Consider the following 24,985-nt stretch of genomic DNA (forward strand, 5'->3'; position numbering starts at 1 on the left):
ACAGGCCTGCCAGCATTCACTGACTGCGCCTATCTAACAAATATAATAAAAAGATATGAGTTCTGTACATACCTCCGGAAATTAATTGATGCTTGTTTTGAGATAATGAAAGGCTGCCCCACACAACAATCTCCCCTCTCACGTGTTATATCCCAGTACACCCCTCTCATCACCATTAAAGAAAGAATATAACAAATGCAATACAGCATCTCTTTCTGCACCGTTTGTATGAACAGGGCGATGCACCTCAAAGAAACCCTGTTACAAAATATCATTGATAATCTCGATTACCACCCTGTCGAGTTTGTGCTGCTGGATTATGGCTCCCGCGATGATATGTACGACTGGGCGCGGCAAACCTTACAGTCTTATGTAAACAAAGGCCTGCTTCGATATTACCGTAATCCTGAACCGCAGTTTTTTCATATGAGCCATGCGAAGAATATGGCGCTCAGACTGGCTTCCAACGAAATCGTTTGCAGCGTAGATGCTGATAACTTCACTGGTCGCGGATTTGCGGCTTATATCAACGAGCGGTTTAGCAGGGAAAGTGATATTTTCTTGTCGCCCCCGCGTATCGGTATCGACAAAAAATGGTGGGATGTACAGGGGAGGATTTGTTTACGCAAAGATGATTTCTATACGTTGCGTGGATATGATGAAGGCGTTGTTGAATATGGTTATGAAGATCAGGACTTCAAGAACCGCCTTGAGGTATTCGGCCGCCGTAAGGTGGTGATCAAAGATCCGGCCTTCTTACAAGCCCTCCAACATGACGATAGCCTGCGCATCGCAGAGGGGTGCTCCACCAAGAAGATGAAAGAGCTGTTCATCTCCATTGCTGATGATACGTCCGAGATCATTTATCTACAGAATAACAATAGTTATGAACGCTTCTACACCGATAACGACCTGTTGATACAGGAAGGCAATCGCCCGATGAAGATATCGCTGCGGAACATGTATACAGGCATTTACGCCGGTGATGGCCGTTCCCTGCAACTATACAAGAGGAACAATGAACCCCTGATGATTTTGTCTATTCAAAGTGATGGAAGCCTGCGGTCGAAAGACCAGCGCGAGTTCTATCCTATCACTTCAAGACAACTATGCGAGAGCTTCCTCATGCAGCGCGCGATTTATCTTGGGAGAAAAGTATATATCTCTAACCGCAATAGAGCTACCGCGGTGAATGGAGTAGGCTTTGGGACGGGAACCGTTTGGAGAAATTTTTCCGATGAGCGCATTATCCTTGATTAGATTTTTTTACCTTTAGTTATTACCTGCGGAAGTAGCTCACCCGGTAGAGCGACAGCTTCCCAAGCTGTAGGTAGCGGGTTCGAGTCCCGTCTTCCGCTCTTTAACATGTTCTTGATAAGAACGATACCTATATCTCAACATTTATATGAAGAAGTTACTGATGCTTGCCGCCAGCTGTTTGTTAACACTCCCGGTCTTTTCACAGAAATACCAGTACGACGACTCCACCCATCTCGCTTTTCTGAATAAAGAATGGTGCGAGGTAGATAAGAAAGAAGATGCTGCCTACGTCCGCCTGATCACCGGTGTGAATAAAGAAAGGCCCGTGTACATCTTCCGCGATTTCTTTGTAACAGGAGAACCACAGATGGTGGGCGGATCCACCAGCAGGGAATTCCTTCGTGAAGAAGGCGAATTTGTCTGGTACTTTAAAGAAACAAAAAAACTAAGCCGCAAGGGCAGCTATTCCAAAGGTCAGCCTACCGGCACCTGGTATGATTTCTACCGCAATGGCGAATTGCAGACAGAATACATCGTATTGAGCGAGGCCGACAAAACTGAACAAAAACTGGATACCAGGATTTACAGTCGTCGTATCATTAATAGTTGGGATAGCACTGGCAAGAAAGAGGTAAGCGATGGTAATGGCTTGTTTATCCAGCGCGACAAAGATTATAAGACTACCGGTAAAGTAACCATCAAGAACGGCTTTCCTGATGGGATATGGGAAATATACGACGCTTCCGGACAGAAAACAGAAGAGCAGCAATACCGCGATGGCATTTTTATTAAAGGTCAACACGTAGGTAACGGTACCGCCTATACGTACGATACCCTGAGTGTTCGGCCTGAATACCCTGGTGGAGAAATGGCCTTGAACCGCTTCCTGGCCAGGAATATCCGCTACCCGCGGATCGCGCAGGAGAAAGGTATGCAAGGCACCGTGATACTCAAATTTATAGTAGGAACAGATGGACGTATCAGCAATATCACCGTTTGCACAAGCGCCGGCACACCATTGGATAATGAAGCATCCAGAGTGGTGAGCCTGATGCCAGTGTGGAAACCGGGCATGCGGCTCGGATTAGTGCATGCAGAAGAGATGAACCTGCCGGTAAGATTTACGTTGAGATATTAAAAAGCTGGCCGCTCATGCGGCCAGCCTTCTTACTTACTAATGAAGATCTGCCTTAACTGATCTATCAACACCCCATTGCCATTGACGCTAATGTTGTTGATCTTCTCTGCAATCTTCTCCACATATTCCATTTCTTTCAGTTTAAACAGCATAGGATTATCTTCCATCAGCCTGGCGGTATTCAGCAGGCTCCTGGTGCTGGCAGTTTCTTCCCTTCTCATGATAATATTGGCCTGCGCTTTCTTTTCAGCGATCAGTACCTGGTTCATGATCTCTTTCACATCGCCTGGAAGCACGATATCCCTGATGCCGAAGTCTTGTACTGAAATGCCCAGCCCTGCTGTCTTTGAGGCTACCGCTTCCAGGATGAATGGTGACAGGGTATCTTTTTTGTCCAGCAGATCATCGAACGTTAACGCACCTACGTATTCACGCAGTGCTAACTGGAAAAGGGTATACAACTGCTTTTCGTGATCCTTGTTCTGCAACAAGGCACGCGCTATATCACTGATGCGGAACTGTGCCCAGGCATTGATACGCAAAGCCGCCTTGTCTTTCGTCAGGATCTCCTGGCCGTTCATTTCCTGTTGCTGCTGACGCATATCTACTCTTTGCAAGTTGATAACGGTGCTATTTACCCACCATTGGTAGATGCCTGGCTGCAGTACTTTTGCAAATTTCGCATCGATGAACAACAGGCCCGCTTCATGTTCTTCTACCCGGTAGCTTCTCACGTAAGCCGCCATCAGCCTGGACGACAGGATGAAGGGATCTATCTCTGCAGGGATATCTATCCTGCTGATATCTATATGAACGAATTTATAATCGACTGTATTTTTCCAGTAAGTATATCTTCCGGATGTCAGTACTTTTTGTAGCAAACCGTTTTCGTATTGCAGCGCGATTTCATTATCGCCCACATTCACTACCTGTAATGCGGCTGCCAATGCGGCGTCTTGCAGGAGCGCGTTCAGCTCCAGCGGCGCATTGAACGGTTGATAGATGTCATAGATTTTTACCTCTTCATTACCGAAGAACCAATATCTGCCTTCTTTCAGCATCTCCTGGTAAACACCTCTTTTGAATACCAATCCTCTTTCGTAGGCATTCACTACTACTTTTTTCATATGCTTGTTTTTAGGGTTCTGAATAATGATCACCGGCATTGTAGCTCATCAAACCTGCGCGGAGGCCATATGATCACACCTTTTCGCTTACTACATTGAAACACTTGCTGCCCCAGGTGCGCACTTGTATGTAAGCGGCCGTATGTGATGCCAGCCGGCCTGCAAAGTGCCGGAACGATTGGAAGAATTCCTTCCTGAGCGGCCAATACCGGTGATTTTAAGACATCGCCATGTTTATAGAAGCGGCGGGCTTCTGCGAATATGGATACATGATCCAGACTGTTGCTCTATCCATTGAGCTACGCCGAAGCGGAAGGACTCGAACCTTCAACACACAGATAATACAAGGATGCGTCTTCGTTGCAACAGCATACGGTGTTTATGGCGCCGCACTATGGGGTGTTGTGAAACCCTCATCCGGTTTGCATTGCGATCACTCTCCAGGCTTCCAAACAGGAAGATCTTTATGGTTGGCCTGGCCGGATTTGAACCGGCGCTCCACTGCGTATAAGGCAGCTGCGCTCACCACTGCGCCACAGGCCACGATAGGTATAGGCATAAAAAAACCGGCCATAACTAAACGACCGGTTTCAATTTTCACGTAGCTATTACACGTGTTGACAACAAGGTCGTTGATGCAGGTATACAGTTGTCCATCTGCTACCGCCAATAAATGATGTATGTATCAATTGTTTGATCATTTGCAATGTTTTAAAATAAAAAAGCCCCGCAATTGCTTGCGGGGCCTGTGTTATATTGAATCAGTTATTTTACTGTTCTGCATCATAACATGCACCGCAACGGCTGGTGAAACTGGGTGTCCAGCTAAACAGGCTTGTGTGTTTTATATTTCTTTCGTTGCGTATCATGTGTAATTTTTTTGACGGTGCAAAGATGGAGATATTTTTTTGATTATTCCAAATAATAATAAAAAAATCTGACAATACCCCAATCAGGTAGATAATTGGTTTTTAGAAAATGAGCAGTTAATTCTATATTTGTTAGTAGTAGCATTACATAAATCCAGCGATTCTGTTATGTCTGACCTTGATGTAATAATTAAAGCCTTAATCCACTTCCGTGATGAGCGCCATTGGGAGCAATTCCATGACTCCAAAAATCTGGCAGCCGCCATTTCTATTGAAGCAGCTGAATTAAATGAACTTTTTCTTTGGAAAGATATTGCCGCTTCCGAGCAGGTCGACAAGGAGAGATTAAAAGAAGAGCTGGCAGATATTTTTGCCTTTTGTTTTCTGTTGGCCGATAAGCACAAATTAGATGTGAAGGAGATCGTACTCGAGAAGATAAAGAAGAACGGGGAAAAATATCCTGTTCACAAAGCGAAAGGGTCAGCCAAAAAATATAATGAATTATAAGCCTCAACCCGCATTTGACTTCCCTATATGATTATTTACCAGAAAAGTAAGCAGGACTTTATTGAAGATTTATCCTCCAATGATATCCATAATATCATTGCCGCAGCCATCAAACAGAAAACCGGCAAAAATACCGGACAAGGAGAATTGAGCTCCTTCGAGACCTCATTACAGAAAATGGGAATAGTACTTAGCCATAAGGACATTCCGAATGATTGTCTGGTTGCGATAGAATACCATTTCCCATTAACCTCGAAGCGGGCTGATTTCATTATTACCGGTACGGACGGGCAGCGCGAAGCTATCGTAATTATTGAATTGAAAGGATGGAAAAGTGCAACACTTACCACCCAGGACGGAATGGTAAACACACAATTCAAACATGGGTTTAAAAATACCTGGCATCCAGCTTATCAGGCATGGTCGTATGCCTCATTGCTCAAGCACTTTAATGCAGTAATTGAAGAAGAGGAAATTCATGTGAAGCCATGTGCGTATTTATATAACTATTCAAAAGATGACACCATTACGAATGTTATCTATAAGAATTATTTAGATAAAGCGCCTGTGTTTTTAAGATCAGATGCCGCTGAATTACGAGCTTTTATTTGCCAATTCATTAAACAAAAAGAAAGTGCAAATATACTTGCCCGACTGGAGAAGAGTGATATGCGACCAGGAAGAGGGCTTATGGATTGTATTGCTGACGTAATGGATGGCAGGGATGATCTGGTACTTATCGATGATCAGAAAGAAGTGTATGAGATAGCGATGGAACTTGCACGTAACTCGCACGTTGCGAATAAAAATGTGCTGATTGTAGAAGGAGGCCCAGGCACAGGAAAATCGCTTGTAGCAATTAAATTGTTGGCAGGACTGATTTCGAATGGACTGGCTGCAAAGTACGTTACAAAAACTCAGGCGCCAAGGAATGTGTATTTCAGCAAATTGAGCGGCGTAAAGCCAATGACCGAACTAAGAAATCTCTTTGTTGGTTCAGGGGCATTTACAACGGCTACGTCAAATAGCATCCCTGTTCTTATCATTGACGAAGCCCACCGGTTGACAGAAAAAAGTGGACCATATCGAAATGGTACAAATCAGGTTAAAGAGCTTATTGACACTGCTTTGTGTCCCATCTTCTTCATCGATGAAGATCAGACGGTACATATGGATGATTATGCGACTATTGAAGTAATTAAAGATATCGCGACCGCTGCAGGGGCTAATATACACTGTGTTGAGCTTGCATCCCAATTCCGTTGTGGGGGATCTGATGGCTATTTGGCTTGGATCGACCAGCTATTACAGATCAGGGAAACCGCCAATATTTCATTTGATGGCGCAGCATATAACTACGATTTCAGAGTAATTGATACACCGAACGAGTTATACGACATCATCTACGAGAAGAATAAAGTGAATAATAAAGCTCGTTTGGTAGCAGGTTATTGTTGGAATTGGGACAGCAGAAGAAATGAGAATATCTATGATATTACTATTCCGGAACATAACTTTAAGATGAAGTGGAATTTTCAAAACTATAATGCAGCCTGGATCATTGATCCCAACTCTATTAGTGAGGTAGGATGTATACATACAAGTCAGGGGTTGGATGTAGATTATATCGGAGTTATCATAGGTAAAGACATGATAGTGGAGAATGGTCAGGTAAAAGTGGACCCATCCAAACGAGCAAAGGACGATAAATCTATCCGGGGGTATAAGAAAATGCTGGCAGAAAAGCCAGAAGAAGCAAAGAAGAAGATTCGGGCAATCATTAAAAATACTTACAGGACATTAATGACAAGGGGAATGAGAGGCTGCTATGTATATTGCGAAGATAAAGAACTGGAAAAATATTTCAAGGAAGCATTGGCAATATCAGCAGCACAGATGTATGTCGCGCAGCCCGGTAAGTGACACGGATTACCAACCTCAACCACTCTACCTCTCCCCAAAAAACCTTAACTTTCAACCTCCATTGCGTTGACGATTAAAAATTTTAACCCATGAACATCTACAAAACCATACAACACCCCGAAGGCTACGATCCGGCGCCGCTGTATGAAGTCCGGGAAAATCTGGTGTATCCTACTATTTATCATGCCAACGGGTCCAGTGCCCATCCCTGGTTCGAGATAAGGGAAGATAAGATTTACACAACAGCTTATCATCCGCAAGGGCGCAGCGTTTTCCCCTGGTTTGAGATTGCCGGGGTAAATGTAAAAACATCGGTGCATCATCCACAAGGCAAAAATGGGGTGCCCTGGTTCCAGATACAGTAGTTATTTGTAACCAGCGGCTTGTAATGTGAATAGTTCTGCATAGCGGCCTTTCTTTTCCAGCAATTCATCGTGGCTGCCGATTTCTATGAGCTGGCCTTTCTCTAATACGAGGATGCGGTTTGCCATGCGTACCGTAGAAAAACGGTGAGAGATAAGTACTGCCGTTTTATTTTTTGTGAGATCAGCGAAGCGAAGGAACACATTATATTCAGCGCGGGCATCCAACGCGGAGGTGGGCTCATCGAGGATAAGCAATTGTGCATTTTTCATATAGGCGCGTGCCAGCGCGATCTTCTGCCATTCGCCGCCAGATAGCTCTATACCTTGATGGAAGCGGCGTCCGAGCATCTGCTCATACCCCAGTGGCATTTTTTCTATCAAAGGCGCTGCCAGGCTCTGTTTGGCGGCATCGTCAATGAGCGACTGGTTGCCGGCTTCCGAGATATTACCTACTGCAATATTTTGTGATACCGTCATTTGATAACGTTGGTAGTCCTGGAAGATTACGCCCACCTGTGTACGTAATTCCTTGAGATCATATTCGCGGAGGTCAACGCCATCCAGCAGGATGCGCCCCTCCACCGGATCATAGAGGCGGCTGAGCAGCTTTACCAGCGTGGTTTTGCCGGCGCCGTTCTCTCCTACCAGCGCCAGCTTTTCGCCTGCATGTAGCGTGAAGTTGAGATGCCTGATTGCCCATTTTTCTGCATTCAGATATTTAAAGCCCACATTTTCAAATGTGAAGCCTTCGCGGATCGGATGGGGGAAAGGCTTTGGCTGCGGTGGCGCCACCATCTTGGGTTGTATCTCAAAAAAATCGAAAAGGTCACGCAGGTACAACGCGCCTTGAGTAACACTGGAAAAACGTATCAGTATGCCCTGAAAAGTGACCCGCAACTGCCGGAAAGAGCCCGCCAGGAATGTAAGATCACCGATAGACTGATGCCCGTTGATCGTACGCAAAATGATGATCACATAGGCCGCATAATAGCCTGCGCTGCCCAACAGTGCAAAGAAAGAACCCCAGTAGGCATGTTGTACCTCCAGGTTTTTCTTGTCTGTATAAAATTTATCAGAGATGTTTTTAAAGCGGCCGATCAGGAACTTCGACAGGTCAAACACTTTCACCTCTTTAGCTGTTTCATCGCTGGCGCCGAGGTAACGGATATAGTCAAGCTCGCGCCGGTCGGAGGTTTGGCCCCAGGTAAGCTTGTAGTATTTATCATTGAAGCGCGACTCATTCAGGAAGGCGGGTATCACTGCCACCAACAGCAACACAATGAGCCAGGGATTGAATACAATCAGGCCCGCCGCCAGGAATCCCATGGTGATGAGGTCTTGCACCTGGCTCAACACCTGCGACAACAAAATGGTCCTGCCCACTGTTTGCTGGCGTGCCCTTTCCAGCTTATCATAAAATTCAGCATCTTCAAACTGGTCAAGATCCAGTATGGCAGCATGTTCCATGATCCGGATAGAGGTGTGGTTGGCGAAGAGATCGCCGAGAAGGCTGTCCATTAAAGAGATCGCACGACTGAGGGCATCAGAAAGGATTGCCAACACAAATTCCGCGACTACCAGCTGCCATAACCTGGTAGTATCATGATCGCCGCCTTTGCTCAGGTGCACCACCTGGTCGATGATCAGTTTGCCGACATACAGCAATGCCAGTGGCATCGCGGATTGCGCCACACGTAAGATCGTGTTGGCGATGGTCAGTCCGGGGCTGGTTTCCCATACCATCCTGAAAAATGCAGGAAGATTACGTAATGCCGCCAGCCTCTCTTTAAAAGATAATTTCTGTTGGTCTTTTCGCCTATGAGCGCTCATGCAATGAAATTACGAATTACGGATTAAGAATTACGGATTTGTGAGGAGATGATCATCTCCTCACGTAATTCTTAATCCGTAATTCGTAATTTTAGCCCCGATTGTCACACAAAAACAGGATGCAGACCATGACTATCTTCTTTATTATCATTACAGTATTAGTAATATTACTGGTAACAGGCGCTGTTACCGCTATCAATTTGCAGGCAAAGGAATGGCAGGCCAATAACGAATAGCCGCTGCACATAGGGGGAAATAGCTCACAGCGGCGTTATTATGCGTACTGTAGCGAATTAATAAATAGAAATCTATCGTAATGCGTGAAAAAAGAAATGTGCTGACTTACTTAGGTGAGAAGGAGTGGTTGATACTTTTCCTGTGGTTCGGCCTGGCCTTTATAGGCACGATCACGGAGATCGGCCGGGGCAACATGAATAACTATTACATCTTCAAGCAGGTATTTTTTCACGTCATCCATCAGCAACCCCTGTACGTAGAATATCCCAAAGAGTATTTTGATATCAACCATTACGGTCCTGTTTTTAGTTTCGTGATCGCGCCTTTCGCGGGTCTCGATGACCGTATCGGTTCTCTCCTGTTTGCGCTCGCCGGCGCGGCCGCTATGTATTACGCCATCCGGCAACTGCCGATCACAAGAGTGCAACAAAACATTGTGATGCTCTTTTGCAGCCAGGAACTCATGGGCGCCAGCGGCTGGTTCCAGTTCAATCAGTTCAGTTGCGCGTTGATCATGCTCACCTTTACTTCTATCCTGAAAGGGAAGGATTTCTGGGCGGCCTTCTGCATTGTAATAGGCACGCTGGTGAAGATATACGGCATCGTGGGATTGGGCTTCATCTTCTTCAGCCGTAACCCGAAACGCTTTATAGCAGGGCTTTTCATATGGGGAGCCATTCTGTTCGCCTTGCCGATGATCATCTCCTCTCCTGCTTATATTATACAAACATATGTGGATTGGTATGTGGAATTGGTGCATAAGAATGCGCAGAATCAAACTACCACTTTCCAGGACCTTTCCGCCGGCGGCTTTATCAAACGGGTGTTTCACATGCCCTGGCTCAGCAACACCTTTGTGCTGATACCACTGGCCTTGCTGTATGCATCGCAGTACCTGCTGCTGAAATACCGTTATAATTCGCGCTACCGCCTCTACCTGCTCTGCACTACGCTGATGTTCCCTGTACTGGCGAGCACCAGCTCAGAATCGCCCACTTATATCATCGCTATACCTGCGATCTGCATCTGGTACGTCATGCAAAATATCAAGTGGTGGCATCATGTATTCATTGTACTGGCGATACTCTTGGTGAGCTTCTCCCATTCAGATATCCTCACACCCTGGTTCAGACATAATGTGGCGGTGCCTTATGCAGTGAAAGCTTTTCCGTGCCTGGTGTTATACCTGATCATTATTTACCAGATATGGACAAGACAATTTCTGTTGCTCCGTACACCGCCGTCATCGGCCATGGCGCCGAAAATGGAACCTGCTGCGCATTTATAAAATTTAGCAAGATTTTGTAAGAATCAGCTCGTATCTTGCCTTTTTTAAAGGTTTTTGATTATGACATCGGGATTCAAGATAGGCCGCACACTGGCGCTCTCCGCGTTGGTGCTGGGCGGTTTCCAGGCAGGCGCGCAAAATAAGCAATCGTCAGGTTTTATTGAAAGCAAGGCCGTGGCAGCAGTAGACCCTTATATCGGCTCAGGCGGCCATGGACACGTATTTGTAGGCGCCAGCGTTCCTTATGGCGCCGTACAGGTAGGACCTACCAACATCGTTAAAGGCTGGGACTGGTGCTCTGGCTACCATTATTCAGACAGCGTAGTGATCGGCTTCTCGCAGATGCACCTGAGCGGCACCGGTATCGGCGACCTCGGCGATGTGCTCATGATGCCCTATACCGGCAGCATCCGCACCAGCCGCGGCACACAGGAGAACCCTGCTTCGGGCTACGGCTCGCATTATTCTCATGCACGTGAAAAAGCCCGCCCGGGCTATTATTCCCTCCATCTCGACGACTACAACGTTGATGTGGAGCTCACCGCATCCGAAAGAACTGCTTTTCATAAATATACATTCAACGATCAGAAGCCTTCCAATATCATCATCGATCTCAAAGAAGGGATCGGCTGGGATGCGCCAGTGGAAACGTTTATCCGCCAGCAGGATGAATACACGCTCGTAGGCTACCGTTTCTCCAAAGGATGGGCGGAAGATCAACGCCTGTGGTTTGCCATCAAAAGCAATGTGCCGCTGAAGCAGTTTACTGTTTTTGAGGGAGATGATAAGAAAGATGGAAAAGAACTGAAAGGCAAAAACGTGAAAGGCGTGATCTCTTTTGCCGGCTCTCCGGGCCAGGTGATGCTGAAAGTAGGCATCTCCCCGGTAAGCAGTGAAAATGCATTGGCGAATATCAACGCAGAAATTCCTGGATGGGACTTCGCCAAAACGGTGAATGCTGCTAACGCCAAGTGGGACAAAGAACTGTCTAAAGTAAATATTGAAACCAAAGATGCCGCGGCCCGTCGCGTATTCTACACGGCGCTGTATCATACGATGATCGCTCCCGCCCTCTTCAATGATCACGACGGCAGCTACCGTGGTACCGATAAAAAAGCCTACAAAAATCCGGGCTTCGATAATTATACTGTTTTCTCTCTCTGGGATATCTATCGCTCCTGCGCTCCGCTCAGCACCATCCTGCATCCAGATAAAGTGAACAGCTTCGTTAATTCCATGCTCACGATCTATCAGCAGCAGGGCAAACTGCCTATCTGGCCGCTGGTGGGCAGCGAAACGAATTGCATGGTGGGTTATCATGCCGTACCGCTCATCGTGGACGCTTATCTGAAAGGCTTCTCCGGCTTCAACGCCAAAGCCGCACTGGAAGCGATGAAAGCCTCTTCCACACGCGATGATCTTGGAATGAAATATATCAAGGAAAGAGGATATATCCCTGCCGATAAAGAATATGAATCTGTGTCCAAAGCCATGGAATATGCGATCGATGATTGGTGCATCGCCGCCATGGCAAAGAAGATGGGCAAGAAAGAAGACTACGAATATTACAAAAAACGCGCAGGCTATTATAAAAATTATTTCGACAGCAGCATCCGTTTTGTACGCCCGCGCATGAGCGATGGCAGCTTCAAAACACCTTATGATCCTTTCAACTCTATCCATGAAAAAGGTGATTTCACCGAAGGGAATGGCTGGCAATACACCTGGCTGGTGCCGCAGGATGTAGAAGGACTGATCCATCTGATGGGCGGCGATGAAGCCTTTACCCGCAAGCTCGACAGCCTCTTCACCGTTAGCGGTGACATGGGTAAGGAAGCCTCTTCTGATATCTCTGGCCTTATCGGTATGTATGCGCATGGCAATGAACCAAGCCATCACGTTACCTATATGTATGCTTTCGCCGGCAACCAATGGAAAACAGCAGAGAAAGTAAGACAGGTGATGAAAGAATTTTATTTCGATCAGCCGGAAGGCCTTGCTGGTAATGAAGATTGCGGTGCGATGTCATCCTGGTACGTGATGTCTTCTTTAGGTTTCTATCCGGTAAATCCCGCTAATGGCGTATATGTGCTGGGTAGCCCGCTGTTCGATAAAGCTACGCTGAACCTTCAGGGTGGTAAGAAATTTACCGTACAAACAATCAACAACAGTCCTGAAAATATCTATATCCAAAGCATTACGCTCAACGGAAAGCCTTACAGCAAAAGCTTTATCAGGCATGAAGAGCTGATGAAAGGCGGTACGATGGTAGTGAAGATGGGTAGCAAACCAAACTATGATTTCGGTAAGAAAGATGCAGACAGGCCAAAGAATGAATTGTAGTAATGTATAAAATAGAAAGGCCTCCCGCTCAGCGGGAGGCCTTTCTATTTTATACATTACTCAATACTTTCAGCACATCATCATTTACCTGACCGAATATGGATACGCCGCTGGCGCCATTGAGCACCGCGAGTTTCACCGCTTCGCTGAGATCTTCGTAATTGCCTTTGAAGTCGGGCAGGAAGAGACCCGCGTAGAGCGGGAAAGCGCCATGGAGGCCCTTCACGCCTTCTGCTACGGCATCGCCGATCCAGCTGATATTTTCGCGGTAGAAGCCATGATAGATCATCGGGCAAACCGCATTGAGCGGCCAGTTGGTCCAGTCCTGACGAACAAGGCGCTTCGCGATTTCCGGTGTAGGAAATACGGCAGCAGTAATATCTTTACCATGTTGTTTGGCTACCTGTGCCAGGTTGCTGACAACATTCGTGATGCGGTCGTAACGAAACTTGCGCCAGGAAGGGCTTTGGTCGGGATGTTCCAACTCCAGCGGATCTTTGCCGGTTTTTTCTTTATAAGCGCCGCGACAGGTATTGCAGTAGCAGAAATCATATTCCGGCAGCTCTTTCGATTGGTCTATACCGTAGTGGCTCCACAAATTAACCGGCAGGATCACATCGCAGAAGCGGACATAATCGAGGTGGATGCCATCTACATAATCTTTCGAGAGTATTTGTTCTACCTGGTTTTTCAGGTAGTTCACCACTTCCGGTTTGGATGGGCAAAGCCAGCGGTAGTAGTCTACATAGGGTGGATGGTTGGCGCATGATTCTCCTTTCCTGTTCTGTGCATACCATTCGGGATGTGTTGCCAGCAGGTCTTTTTCGCCTCTGTTCATGGTCCACATCCAGCGGTGTGCCTTGATACCATTGGCTTTGGCCGCTTTGAAATGTTGTTCGCTGTCGGCCTCGAACATGATATCTCCTATGCCTGCTTTTTTATAGGTGGCATAACGTTTTACCAGTTCAGCATATGTTTCTTTGTGATCGGGATTGATCCACACCCGGTGCGACACGCCCGGCCTTTCCAGTTCGGCCGCTTTTGCCGAAGCCCGCAGGTTCACCGAAGGCGCTGCCAGCGCCAGGCTTCCCAGTCCTAATGATTTAATGAAATGACGTTTATTCATGACCCTTATTTTCTTATTGAATATATCTTTCCTTCCTGGTTGATGCCCCATACCGCGGGAAGTCCGCCGCCGCTAAGCGTAGCATCGTACTGGCGGCTGATGCCTTCCAGCTGCAGCGTGTATGCCTTACCGTTATCTGCCTTTTGCCGGGCAGGAATCCCCAGTTCCCGCAGCGAGGCCGCAAAGCGGCCATGGGCACGGCTATACGCCTGCTGTTTGTAGTATACCAGCCAGAGCAGCTTTTTAGCATATTCCTGTTCCGGCAGCTGGAAGGCGACCTGTCCTTCGCCGGCTGCCTGCGTAGAGAACTGAAGGTATCCCCAGCGCTCGGGCGCATGCATATTAATGATCCCTTGTGGCGACCATACCCAGTTGTGTTCCGGTTGCCGGCGTTTTACATATTGATTGTTGCGGATATCGGTGTCCCACTCCACGCGGGAGAAGTTGATACGCCAGATAGTGCTATCGGCCGGGGGGCGCCTGTCGCCGAAGAAGCGGAGGGCGCTGAAAGGGATGGCCATCTCTACGGTCCAGTCCTGATCGGTATCACCGGGCTGGTTGATAGTGCCATTCACGTGTACGGCTGTACGAATACCTTTGGTATCCCAGTTGAGCATAGCGTTGCCGCCATTGCGGTAAGGCTTGTCCATAAACAGGTCCATCACGGTATTCAGCGCATTGATCTCTATTTCATAGTAATGATGCGTATCTCCATCCGGATCGATGAACACTTCAAAGTCATTATCCTGGAAGATGATCGTATCGTGTTGCAGCAAGGTGCCCCACACATGTGGCTCCTGTAATACTGCCGCGATGTACAGGTATTTTTCATCCCACAGCATTTTCACGCGTGTGCGTAGTGCGGGCATGGGCTTTGCATCTCCTTCAATATCTTTAAAGTCTTCGGTCCATGCCGCCTGCTGCCATGCCGGCTCGGAGAGCTTCCCGTCGATACTAATGCTGTCGCGGGTTTGGTAGCAAATGTAATTACGGGGTATACTGTTGAATGGCTGAAAGGATTCGGAGAAGGTTTGAGCGAAGGTTGTCTTGCTCAGGATTATGATGATTGAAAGGATTAGCAGGATTTTTGTTTTTTCAGATTTTTTGATCCACATTGAATTTGTTATTATAGATGCGTTTAAATTCTAAACTTTCAGCGCCAAAATTTATAAGTAAGCCCAATTCCAGTTTGTATGCTTCGAGATATCCTTTTGCCTGATAAGAATGCGAGTTTTCCAGGAAGGTCAGGGCCTTAAGCTCGATGCATATTTTTGTTTCTACGATAAAATCAGGTCTTCGGCTTCCGACAACATGACCTTTATAGTAAACTGGAATTTCCTTTTCTCTTTCAAAGAGAATTCCTTTTTCTGCGAGTTCAATAGCCAGCGCACGTTGGTATATCACTTCCTGAAAACTGTTGCCCAGTATGCGATGTACCTGCATCGCGCAACCGATTATCTTACCCGTGAGATCGGAGTACTTATAAGAGCTAAACATAAAGTATGGGTTAATAAACAAACAATGAAAATTACTAGCGCGAAAAATTACAAAAAAATAGCCGGGATATAACTATCCCGGCTCGAAAAAATCAATATAAAATCAGGAAAAACAAAAATCCTGTTAATCCTTTCAATCATCATAATCCTGAGCAAGACAACCTACCAGATCCTCACTCGCGCACTATCCGCTCTATACATACCATCTCCTGGTTTCAAATTGTACACCTGGTAAAAAGCATCCACATCGCTGAAAGGCCCGTTCACCCTGAATTTCGCGGGAGAGTGAACATCGGTGAGCACGCGGCGTGCCAGCTCTTCTTTTTTGGTGTGGCTGAGCCATCCGAGGGAGTAGCCGAGGAAGTATCGTTGTGATGGCGTGAGGCCTGCGATCTTCTCTCCTTTCTTGAATTGCGCGCTTTGCTGGAAGGCATCCCATCCGAGCAAGACACCGCCGAGGTCGGCGATGTTTTCGCCGAGCGTGGCTTTACCGTTGATGTGCAGACTATCCACCACTACGTAACCATTGAACTGTCTTATCATTACGGCAGCGCGTTGGTTGAATTTTGTTTCGTCATCTTTGGTCCACCAGTTTTTCAGGTTGCCGTCGGCATCGAACTGGCGGCCTTCATCGTCGAAGCCATGTGTGATTTCATGACCAATGGTAGAAGCGCCAGCATAGCCGTATACGAGGGCGTCGTCAAGTTCTTCATCGCGTTTGCCTGGAACCGTGAAGATACCGGCAGGTAATACGATCTCGTTGTTGCTCGGGTTATAGTAGGCGTTATAGGTCTGGGGTGTCATATCCCATTCGCTGCGGTCTACTGGTTTGCCGAGTTTGTTGACTTCATAATTCCACCACCATTGACGGGCGGCAGCCATGTTGGCTGCGAAAGACTGGTCTTTGATATCCATTGCGGAGAAATCTTTCCACTTATCAGGATAACCTACTTTCTTGGTGATGCGTGATAATTTATACAGTGCTTTCTTTTTGGTGCTGTCGCTCATCCAGGTGAGCTTTTCGATGCGTTGTTTCAGGGCGCCGCGGATATCTTCCACCATGCCTTCATATCTTTTCTTGGCGTTGGCGTTGAAATATTCTTTTACGAAAAGCTGTCCGAGAGCTTCGCCGATGGCGCTTTCTTCGCCGTCCAGCACGCGTTTCCAGCGGGGCTTGCGTCTTTCCTGACCACTCAGCAGCGTGCCATAGAAGGCGAAGTTGGTGTTGCCGATGGTATCGCTGAGGTAATAAGCGTTAGCATCGATGACATGCCATTTGAGATAGTTTTTCCATACTTCCAGCTTCTCCGATTTGATGGCGTTGCTGAGCGCCGTGTAAAATTCAGGCTGACCAACGATCACGGTGTCGGCAAATTGATGTACGCCATTATCGCCGATGAATGATGGCCAGTTCACGTTGCCGGCTATCTTGTTCAATTGTGTAACGGGCAGCTTGTGATAGTTGGCATTGGGATCGCGCAGGTCTTCGAGTTTGCGGCTGGCTTTAGCGAGCGTGGTTTCGAGCTTCACGATATCGATGGCGGCGGCTTTGGCGGCGTTTTCGTCAAGGCCGGTAAACTGCAACATTTTAGCAATGTGCGCCGGATAGGCTTCCCGTATTTTGGTGGTGCGCGGATCGGAGTTGAAGTAGTAATCGCGATTGGGCAAACCAAGACCGCCTTGTACCAGCTGCAACGCCATCGCTTCGCTGTTCTTGGCATCCTGGCCAACATAGATGCCGCACATCACGCCAGTGGAGGAGTTCAGCCTGGCCGCCACTTTTGCCAGTTGTTCGGCATTGGTGATGGCATCGATCTCTTTCAAAGTGCCTTCGATCGGCTTGATACCTTCTGCATTGAGCTTTACAGAGTCCATACCACTCTTCCAAAAGGCGGCTATCTTTTTAGAGATAGGGTCCGACGGATTTTTAACCGCTTTTTCATTGATGACGCGAAGGCGGTTGTATAGTTCTTCCTGTACAAGGTTGGCAATGCCCCATGAGCTATACTCTGGCGGAATAGGGTTCTTTTTTATCCAGCCGCCGTTGGCATATTCAAAAAAATCCTGGGCAGGATTTACAGTGCTGTCTATATTGACAGCCAGGGCATCGGGAGATGTTGGGGCGTCCGCAGTTTTCTGTCCCTGGTTACAAGACAAGAAACAGAACACGGTAGCGGTACTTACGCCAGTGAGCAAGAATTTTTTCATAAGCGGTAAAATAAAGATTTGCAGGAGGAAGTTAGGGATTTTTCGATCACACCCTACATAAAACGGGGTGAATGGTATAATATTAATTTGTATTTTGTTAGATAGATTTAACCCTTATCCTTCCTTTATGATCAACAAATTGAGGAGTGGCCGTGTACTGTCTATCGATGCCTTTAGAGGTATCACTATACTGGTAATGATATTTGTGAATGCGCTGGCTGGTGTGAATGGTATCCCCTCCTGGATGAAACATGCCCATGCGGATGATGACGCAATGACTTTCGTAGACGCTGTATTCCCTGCTTTTCTTTTTATCGTCGGGATGTCTATTCCCTTTGCCATCAATAACAGATTGGCAAAAGGCGATAACTGGCAGAAGATACAATACCATATCCTGTGGCGTACACTCGGATTATTGGTATTGGGCGTTTTTATGGTAAATACAGAAAGCCTGAACCCCGCGGCCACCGGCATGCCATTGCCTGTGTGGGCGCTGCTGTTCTACATCTGCGCAATACTGGTATGGAATGTTTACACCTTCAAACAAGCCCGTACTGCCTGGTACTTCAAGGGCGCCGGCATTGCAGGATTAGTTATCCTGGGTGTGATCTATCGTGGCGGAGAAAGCGGACAAGCATATCTTACGCCGCACTGGTGGGGCATCCTCGGATTGCTAGGCTGGGCCTATCTCTATGCCTGTATAATTTATCAGCTATTCAAGGGAACGGCAGATGCGATCTTTTTTATGATCGGAGTGTGTATCGGTTTTTATATACTTTGTCAGCAGTCTTTCCTGCTCAACAGCCAGTGGCGCTGGTTGGCGTCGCAGGCGGTTAATGCGGCACATACGTCCATCGTACTAAGTGGCGTGTTGCTGACGCTTTTCTTTTTTGATGAAGAGATGGACCTGAGGGGCCGCCGCTTGCTCACCCGCGTGTGTGGTTTCCTCACGCTCACCATGTTCATCTCATTAGCGCTGCGCCCCGGCTACAAAATATCGAAGATCCACGCCACCCCCAGCTGGTGCCTCAACAGCATCGCGATTTGCATAGCAGTATTCTCCCTGCTGTATTATCTGATAGATGTAAAAGGTATCAGTAAATGGACGGCCTTCCTCCGGCCAGCCGGTTCAAACCCTTTGCTTACCTATATTCTGCCGGATATCACCTTTTATCTGCTGATGCTGCTCGGCATACATTTGCCAGCGGTACTGAGCGAAGGCACAACGGGGATTATCTGGTGCATGTGCTTCGCGGTATTGATGCTATGGCTGGTAAAAGGGTTGAATAAATTACACATCAGGTTGCAGCTGTAAAAAAATTTATGCGATACCCATCCTTGTTGCGTCCGCTTACGTATATCTTAATGACACGTATTTAGAAGACAGTAACCCATACCCCTTATGAAAAAAATTGCCGCCATCATGGCGCTTGCAGGTGTGTTTTTAGCTATCTTAGCACAGTATGCCTTAACCGATGATTGGGCTTTGTTCCCCTTGTTTCACACATTAGGTTTTATAGGCTACATATTTATCATCAGCGGCCTCGCCTATTTTTCGCTGCTGTGCATCCATCAGCTTACCAAAGATGAGAAGATGAGAATAAAGCGCTACTATCAGCGGCACAGCGAAACGGAAGCCTGAAAAGGCCGCGTAATCGCGAACCCATGACCAGCGCTAATTTCACCCTTAAGTTCGAGTATAAAGGACAACCGCACATACTGGAAGTACGTGCGGCAGAACAACAATACAAGACAGTTTATAAGGTAGATATACAGGAACAGGAGATCACGTTTGAACCCGATGAAGAAGGATTTGTACGTGCCGTTTCCAGCAAGCCGGTACACGATCATGCGAAGTATGTAGATGTTAACCTGCTTCACCATGTGGCCGAGCTGATCATCCAGCACATCAGGAAATAAAGCTACTCCTGTGTAGGCCTGGTTTCGCCACGCACTTCGTCCCGGATGCCATCAGGGTCCCAGCCCTGGCCCTCATCCAGCCAGGTTTTGATGCGATCGGAGGCGATCAGTTTTTCCATCTCTTCAATACGTTCCTTCATAATGTTGACGTATTGCTTCTTATCGTCGCGCAGCGCGGAGAGGTCCTTCAGTGCGCGTTCATCCTGTTTGAGGAAGGTGCGCGCCGCCCGCCGGCTGTGATAGGCGCGCCCACCAAGCATTTGCAAGGCATCAGTGCCCACGCGCAGCGATGTGTCCACCGTTTCACGGTAGATGTGCAATACGCCCAGGTCCATCAGGTCGAAAGTTTCTTCAATGCTCTGCGAGCGCACGAGCAACTGCAAATGAGGGAAATATTTCTTTGCCATCTCCACCACCATACGTGTTTGCTCGGCATTGTCCATCGCTACAATGAGTATTTTAGCATGCTGGGCGCCGGCCGCCACCAGCAGGTCGTAGCGGGAGGCATCGCCATAATATACTTTGATGCCCAGATTATGCAAAGCATCCACCCGGTCGGAATCGAGATCAAGGATGGTAGTCTTGATGCCATTGGCACGCAGGAAACGCCCGGTGATACTGCCAAAGCGCCCGAAGCCGGCAATGATCACCGGATGTTGCTCTGCAATTTCATCCGGCTCCCGCTCCGTTTGCGACGAAATGGTGAAACGAGGCTGTACGATCTTCTCATATATCAGCATGATCAATGGCGTCATCGCCATACTGATCGCTACTACGGCAGTCATGATACCCGTCAGATGCTCATCGAGAATATTGGTTTGATGGGTAAACGACAGCAGCACAAATGCAAATTCCCCGATATCCGCCAGGGCAAAGGAAAACAGGATATTCTGATCCAGGCTGAGTTTGAACACTTTTCCCAAGGCAAATAGCACGATGCCTTTTATAACCATCAAAGCGGCTACCAGACTAAGTATCAGCCAGGGCTGCTGCAAGATGAGCTTGAAATCGATAGATGCGCCTACTGCAATGAAAAACAATCCCAGCAGGAGGCCTTTAAAAGGTTCGATATCACTCTCCAGCTCATGCCGGTATTCACTGTTGGCCAGCACCACACCGCCGAGAAAGGCTCCCAGCGCGGAACTCAGCCCCACCAGGTTCATCAGCACGGAGATGGCTACCACAATTAATAATGCTGTAGCGGTAAACAGTTCCCGCACACGGGTACGTGCAATGATGCGCATCAGGGGCCGTATCATATAACGTCCGCCGATGATAATGGTGGCCACAGCGCCCAGCACTACCAGGGTTTGTCCCCAGGCGGGCAGGTTATCGCGCAGCGTATGCGCCTGGCCGGCAGCTGCTGGCGCGCTTGCCAGCAGCGGGAAAATGGCCAGCATGGGGATCACCGCAATGTCCTGGAACAGTAGCACAGAAAATGCGCTTTGCCCGGCAGCCGTTTGCCGCCAGCCCTTTTCGTCCAGCGTTTGTAATACGATCGCTGTGGAGGAGAGTGATAATATCATCCCCAGCGCCAGCGCTGCTTTTACCGGCTGCCCCAACCAAAAGGCGATGGCCGCTATTGCGGCGGCGCTGAGCACCACCTGTAGCCCGCCCATCCCCAGTATGGCTGCCCGCAAACGCCATAGCAATGCAGGTTCCAGCTCCATGCCTATCAGGAAGAGCATCATCACCACGCCAAATTCTGCAAAATGCATGATGTCTTCTCCCTCTGCACCAATGAATCCTGCTACAGAAGGGCCTATGATCACTCCGGCGATCAGGTAGCCCAATACCGCGCCCAGCCCCAGTTTACGGGCAAGCGGCACAAACAGGATCGCAGCTGCGAGATACACCATCGATTGAAATAACAGGGAATGCTGGTCCATATCAGGAAGTTTGGGCTGGCAGATGAAATAATTGATTCAGATTGTCGAAGCGGGTGAGCATGGCAGGATCAAAGTGGTCATCACGTAGCATTTCCAGCACCTTCCGGTATTGCTGTGCCGCTGTATTGATATCTGCTTTGTCCATCCGGTGTACGCCATAAATGATATAAGGCGCCGCATAATGCATGTTACAAAGGTCCGCACTCTGCGAAAACGGATACAGGAACTGATGCACGGGATAACGGTGACGCCCCTCCGCAGTATAGGCCGCTTCCACGCTACCGGTAGAGATCACATTGGTGAAATACTTGCCTGTCAAGGCTTTGCCGGTATGGCCATAAGCCCAGCCATGTTCCAGCACCAGGTCCAGCCACTGTTTTATCATGGCGGGTGCGCTATACCAATAGAAAGGATGTTGCAGGAGGATGATATCGTGCCGCTCCAATAATGCCTGCTCTCGTGCTACATCTACGTCAAGATCGGGATACTGTTCATACAGGTCGTTGAAAGTGATGCCCGACATACCCTTCACCGCTGCAACAAGCTGCACATGCATGCGCGACTTCTCCAGGGCTGGGTGTGCGAAATTGATCAATACTCTGGCCATAGTTCAATAACAGCCGGGTGGCCGTGAATGTTAATTTACTATCTTTCTTGCTACCCTTCAGAATATTCCTGTAATAATGAACGGTATTTATCGAGGATACTGGATTTAGCGATGATGCCCACCAGGCGCTTGTCTTGCCCCACCACAGGCAGATCCCAGGCATGTGCTGCATCGAATTTTTTTATCACCGTACTGATATTTTCTTCGATATACACAATGGCAGGCGGCGCTTTCATCAGCGCTTTCACGGTGAGGGTATCATATTTTTCGGGGTTGAACATCACCGGCCGTATATCATCCAACGTGATCATCCCTTCCAGCACATGTTGTTGATTCACCACAGCAATCAGGTCGCGGCCATCTTTTTTCAGCAATTCTATCACTTGCCGGAGCGTAGCGTCAACATGGATGGTAGGCGTTTCTGTCTCTACCAGGTCTTCCATTTTCATCAGCAACAGGATATTTTTGTCGTGCTCACGCGTGAAGATCTTGCCTTCCCTGGCAAGGTCTGTAAGTTCGGGAGATAAGGGAGAGAACCATTTATTCATGAGGAAGGAACCCGTAGCCACGATCATGAGGGGGATGAAGAGATCATATCCCGAGCTGGATTCTGCGATCAGAAATATCGCCGTGAGTGGCGCATACATCACGCCGGCCATCACACCGGCCATGCCCACGATCACGAGGTTGGTTACCGGCACTTCGGTAAAGCCCAGCTGCATGCACAACAAGGAGAAAAAATAACCGAGGAAACCACCGGCAAAGAGAGAGGGCGCAAAGTTCCCGCCATTGCCGCCACTCTGAATAGTGATGGAAGTAGCAAAGGCCTTGAGCAAACACACACAACCCGTGAATACCAGTAACATCCAGCTTTGCATGGGAATGTAGCGGAAAAAGCTGTTGAGCAGGATCGTATCGCCGTTACCGTTGGCCAGCGATTTCACTACGGTGTAGCCTTCGCCAAACAACGGCGGCATAGCCACGCATAATGCCGATACCAGCAAACCGCCCAGCATGGCCTTGCGCAGGGCATTCCATTTGAGCTGATGAAAAAAGTGTTCTATCCGCTTGGAGATCACCACAAAATAGCGGGCATACAATCCGCAGAGCAAGCCCAACACAATATAAAAAGGTACGTTGTGATAATTGAAGGGCGTTCTCGATTCAAAGTGGAACAATACTTCTTCCTGCAAAATAATTTTCGATAACAAACTGCCGCAAACTGCCGCCACAATCAGCGGCATAAAATCCGAGAACACAACGCCGGTGAGCAATATCTCGAATGCAAACATCATCCCGGCAATGGGCGCATTGAAAGCCGCGGCAATACCGGCGGTGGCGCCTGCGGCCAGCAACAGTGTCCGTTCTTTATAACCAAGGCGGTAAGTGCGCGCATAGTTCGATCCCAATGCGGCGCCTGTTACGGCAATAGGGCTTTCCAAACCCGCAGAGCCGCCGAGGCCCACAGTAACGGCGCTTTGCAATATCTGCGAATACATTTTCACAGGCGGTATCAAACTGGAATTGAGCGCGATCTCGTGTAATATGGCCGGTATCCCCTTGCGCGATTGCCCCTTGAAAAACCATACCACTATTAATGTGGTGAGCACAATACCGAGAAATGGAAAAACAATATAGAAGATCACCTGCGTGCTGAAATGCACTTTGTACGTGATCACATAGTGGATATAATGCACCAGCATTTTGAGCACCACGCCGGCCATTCCGGCGGCGCAACCCACCAGGATACCCGACAGCAGAAGAAATTGGTTCCGGTTCAATTTACTGTGCAGCCAGTGTATCACCAGTTCATAACTCCGCACTTTTTTTAGGCTGTATTGCTCGAAATCTCTTTTGAATCTAAAAAAACTATGATATTTCCGGATGTAGTTATACTGGCTCATGTAGCAAATTTAGGCATCAGAGCTCAATCAGTGCATAAACTTTATCGTTCATATAAGGGCCGCCGGGATGCCGCGCAGTATAATCCAGGTTGATCCAGTATTCATCTTTCAGTTCGTGGTAGTAAATTTCTTTGATGGCAGGTTTCGGGAAAAGCGTGATGATGGCCTGTTTCATGGTTTCAAAATCTTCGCGGTTGCCGCAATACAGTTCAGGGTAGGCATGCCCGCGTATCAGCACGATGCGGCAACGCGCCCCGATGGATTGCAGACAAGACATCATCAACAGGGAATGGTCGTCGCAATCGCCGCCAAGGCCATTCCGGATGGTTTCCTGCGGGGTCGCGAAATATTCGTCCCTGCGGGAATCCAATACATACTTGAACCGGCTGTTGATATAACGGAAGAGTGAGAGGAAACGCACGATCTTCCCGTATTTATAAAAATATTCGTCGTAATAATCCAGCGAATGTTGTACGGAAAAATTGCGCACCAGCGAATCCTGGTAGTTGATCTTCTCTCTTATGCCCCGCACGGTTTTATCGCGGTAGCTTTCTACTTTGCGGGGGTACAAACTGAGAATATCCAGCTGCTTGCTGTCTTTGGTGCCCCAATTGCCCTGCACCATACCTTTATAATCATTCAACACATTGTTGAAGGTATAACGGTGACCGAACTTGTTGAGGAGCAGCAGTCCGCAGGTGAGCAGGAATACCGGGATGATCAATGGCCGGAAAACCCAGCGCAGCAAGTATAACAGCAAGAAACAGGTGATAACGGCAACGATCAGATCAACATGCAGGCCGCCGGCCACAATGGGCGGAATGAACCGGTTCACGTAAGGCGCCAGTATCAGCAGCGTCAATAGGCCCAACAGGTTGAGCACCCAGCGTTGTATGGTGGAATATTTACTTTCGTCGATAGCCATTACGCTATGCAATAAAGCAAAAT

The 24,985-nt window shown here is 47.9% G+C and carries 20 protein-coding genes and 2 tRNA genes; 11 read left to right on the forward strand and 11 right to left on the reverse strand.

Annotation, left to right across the window (positions count from 1 at the left end):
* Nucleotides 1-195 precede the first annotated feature (195 nt).
* From FPG75_RS20945 to FPG75_RS20955, 3 genes are all read left to right on the forward strand, one after another.
* Nucleotides 196-1,260, forward strand: a complete 1,065-nt coding sequence (locus tag FPG75_RS20945) for a glycosyltransferase (protein ID WP_143309587.1) — start codon at nt 196-198, stop codon at nt 1,258-1,260.
* A 25-nt stretch (nt 1,261-1,285) separates the two neighbouring features.
* Nucleotides 1,286-1,358, forward strand: a tRNA-Gly gene (locus FPG75_RS20950).
* Nucleotides 1,359-1,405: 47 nt separating this feature from the next.
* Complete coding sequence (locus FPG75_RS20955) at nt 1,406-2,398, forward strand: energy transducer TonB (RefSeq protein WP_143309589.1); 993 nt, start codon at nt 1,406-1,408, stop codon at nt 2,396-2,398.
* A 29-nt stretch (nt 2,399-2,427) separates the two neighbouring features.
* Here FPG75_RS20955 and FPG75_RS20960 read toward each other — a convergent pair whose 3' ends face one another.
* Both FPG75_RS20960 and FPG75_RS20965 read right to left on the reverse strand, forming a co-directional pair.
* Nucleotides 2,428-3,525: a slipin family protein gene (locus tag FPG75_RS20960; RefSeq protein WP_143309591.1), complete on the reverse strand. Its 1,098-nt coding sequence runs from the start codon at nt 3,523-3,525 to the stop codon at nt 2,428-2,430.
* Between the two features lie 467 nt (nt 3,526-3,992).
* Nucleotides 3,993-4,068 (reverse strand) — tRNA-Ile (locus tag FPG75_RS20965).
* A 494-nt stretch (nt 4,069-4,562) separates the two neighbouring features.
* Here FPG75_RS20965 and FPG75_RS20970 point away from each other — a divergent pair.
* The 3 genes from FPG75_RS20970 to FPG75_RS20980 all read left to right on the forward strand — a co-directional run bounded on the left by FPG75_RS20970 (nt 4,563) and on the right by FPG75_RS20980 (nt 7,189).
* Entirely contained in the window at nt 4,563-4,901 is a 339-nt protein-coding gene (locus tag FPG75_RS20970) for a MazG-like family protein (protein ID WP_143309593.1), read from the forward strand.
* 27 nt (nt 4,902-4,928) lie between these two features.
* Nucleotides 4,929-6,824, forward strand: a complete 1,896-nt coding sequence (locus tag FPG75_RS20975; RefSeq protein ID WP_143309595.1) for a DUF2075 domain-containing protein — start codon at nt 4,929-4,931, stop codon at nt 6,822-6,824.
* Between the two features lie 89 nt (nt 6,825-6,913).
* Complete coding sequence (locus FPG75_RS20980; protein WP_143309597.1) at nt 6,914-7,189, forward strand: hypothetical protein; 276 nt, start codon at nt 6,914-6,916, stop codon at nt 7,187-7,189.
* Here the strand turns inward: FPG75_RS20980 and FPG75_RS20985 are convergent, their stop codons facing one another.
* Nucleotides 7,190-9,019: an ABC transporter ATP-binding protein gene (locus FPG75_RS20985; RefSeq protein WP_143309599.1), complete on the reverse strand. Its 1,830-nt coding sequence runs from the start codon at nt 9,017-9,019 to the stop codon at nt 7,190-7,192.
* Nucleotides 9,020-9,335: 316 nt separating this feature from the next.
* Between FPG75_RS20985 and FPG75_RS20990 the strand changes: the two genes are divergently transcribed.
* Together FPG75_RS20990 and FPG75_RS20995 are read left to right on the forward strand one after the other, a co-directional pair.
* Nucleotides 9,336-10,544 (forward strand): glycosyltransferase family 87 protein, encoded by a 1,209-nt coding sequence (locus FPG75_RS20990; protein WP_143309601.1) that lies wholly within the window; start codon nt 9,336-9,338, stop codon nt 10,542-10,544.
* Nucleotides 10,545-10,604: 60 nt separating this feature from the next.
* Nucleotides 10,605-12,887 carry a GH92 family glycosyl hydrolase gene (locus tag FPG75_RS20995; protein ID WP_143309603.1) on the forward strand — a complete coding sequence of 761 codons (2,283 nt, stop codon included), beginning with the start codon at nt 10,605-10,607 and terminating at the stop codon, nt 12,885-12,887.
* A gap of 49 nt (nt 12,888-12,936) precedes the next feature.
* Here FPG75_RS20995 and FPG75_RS21000 read toward each other — a convergent pair whose 3' ends face one another.
* The 4 genes from FPG75_RS21000 to FPG75_RS21015 all read right to left on the reverse strand — a co-directional run bounded on the left by FPG75_RS21000 (nt 12,937) and on the right by FPG75_RS21015 (nt 17,717).
* A complete protein-coding gene (locus FPG75_RS21000) occupies nt 12,937-14,013 on the reverse strand; it encodes a family 10 glycosylhydrolase (protein ID WP_143309605.1) in 1,077 nt (358 codons plus the stop codon).
* 5 nt (nt 14,014-14,018) lie between these two features.
* The gene (locus FPG75_RS21005) at nt 14,019-15,128 is read right to left on the reverse strand and encodes a carbohydrate-binding family 9-like protein (RefSeq protein ID WP_143309607.1); all 1,110 of its coding nucleotides are present in this window, start codon (nt 15,126-15,128) and stop codon (nt 14,019-14,021) included.
* Nucleotides 15,109-15,510, reverse strand: coding sequence for a GxxExxY protein (locus FPG75_RS21010; RefSeq protein ID WP_143309609.1), 402 nt, complete (start codon nt 15,508-15,510; stop codon nt 15,109-15,111). The genes FPG75_RS21005 and FPG75_RS21010 overlap by 20 nt, the downstream gene beginning before the upstream one ends.
* Nucleotides 15,511-15,671: 161 nt before the next feature.
* Entirely contained in the window at nt 15,672-17,717 is a 2,046-nt protein-coding gene (locus tag FPG75_RS21015; RefSeq protein ID WP_143309612.1) for a M13 family metallopeptidase, read from the reverse strand.
* Nucleotides 17,718-17,844: 127 nt separating this feature from the next.
* On the opposite strand from FPG75_RS21015, the gene FPG75_RS21020 reads away from it, so the two are divergent.
* The 3 genes from FPG75_RS21020 (at nt 17,845) to FPG75_RS21030 (ending at nt 19,637) form a co-directional block, all read left to right on the forward strand.
* On the forward strand, nt 17,845-19,032 hold the full coding sequence (locus FPG75_RS21020; RefSeq protein WP_143309614.1) for a DUF5009 domain-containing protein: 1,188 nt from the start codon (nt 17,845-17,847) through the stop codon (nt 19,030-19,032).
* Nucleotides 19,033-19,119: 87 nt separating this feature from the next.
* Nucleotides 19,120-19,359 carry a hypothetical protein gene (locus FPG75_RS21025; RefSeq protein ID WP_143309616.1) on the forward strand — a complete coding sequence of 80 codons (240 nt, stop codon included), beginning with the start codon at nt 19,120-19,122 and terminating at the stop codon, nt 19,357-19,359.
* A gap of 23 nt (nt 19,360-19,382) precedes the next feature.
* Complete coding sequence (locus tag FPG75_RS21030) at nt 19,383-19,637, forward strand: hypothetical protein (protein WP_143309618.1); 255 nt, start codon at nt 19,383-19,385, stop codon at nt 19,635-19,637.
* A gap of 2 nt (nt 19,638-19,639) precedes the next feature.
* On the opposite strand, the gene FPG75_RS21035 is transcribed toward FPG75_RS21030, so the two are convergent.
* The 4 genes from FPG75_RS21035 to FPG75_RS21050 are packed head-to-tail and all read right to left on the reverse strand — an operon-like array spanning nt 19,640 to nt 24,962.
* Nucleotides 19,640-21,526 (reverse strand): monovalent cation:proton antiporter-2 (CPA2) family protein, encoded by a 1,887-nt coding sequence (locus FPG75_RS21035; RefSeq protein ID WP_143309620.1) that lies wholly within the window; start codon nt 21,524-21,526, stop codon nt 19,640-19,642.
* A 1-nt stretch (nt 21,527) separates the two neighbouring features.
* The gene (locus FPG75_RS21040) at nt 21,528-22,133 is read right to left on the reverse strand and encodes an NAD(P)H-dependent oxidoreductase (protein WP_143309622.1); all 606 of its coding nucleotides are present in this window, start codon (nt 22,131-22,133) and stop codon (nt 21,528-21,530) included.
* Between the two features lie 50 nt (nt 22,134-22,183).
* On the reverse strand, nt 22,184-24,037 hold the full coding sequence (locus FPG75_RS21045) for a chloride channel protein (RefSeq protein ID WP_143309624.1): 1,854 nt from the start codon (nt 24,035-24,037) through the stop codon (nt 22,184-22,186).
* A gap of 16 nt (nt 24,038-24,053) precedes the next feature.
* Nucleotides 24,054-24,962, reverse strand: coding sequence for a transglutaminase domain-containing protein (locus tag FPG75_RS21050; RefSeq protein WP_143309626.1), 909 nt, complete (start codon nt 24,960-24,962; stop codon nt 24,054-24,056).
* Between the last annotated feature and the right edge of the window lie 23 nt (nt 24,963-24,985).

It is taken from the genome of Chitinophaga vietnamensis (assembly GCF_902167635.1).
GTDB lineage: Bacteria > Bacteroidota > Bacteroidia > Chitinophagales > Chitinophagaceae > Chitinophaga > Chitinophaga vietnamensis.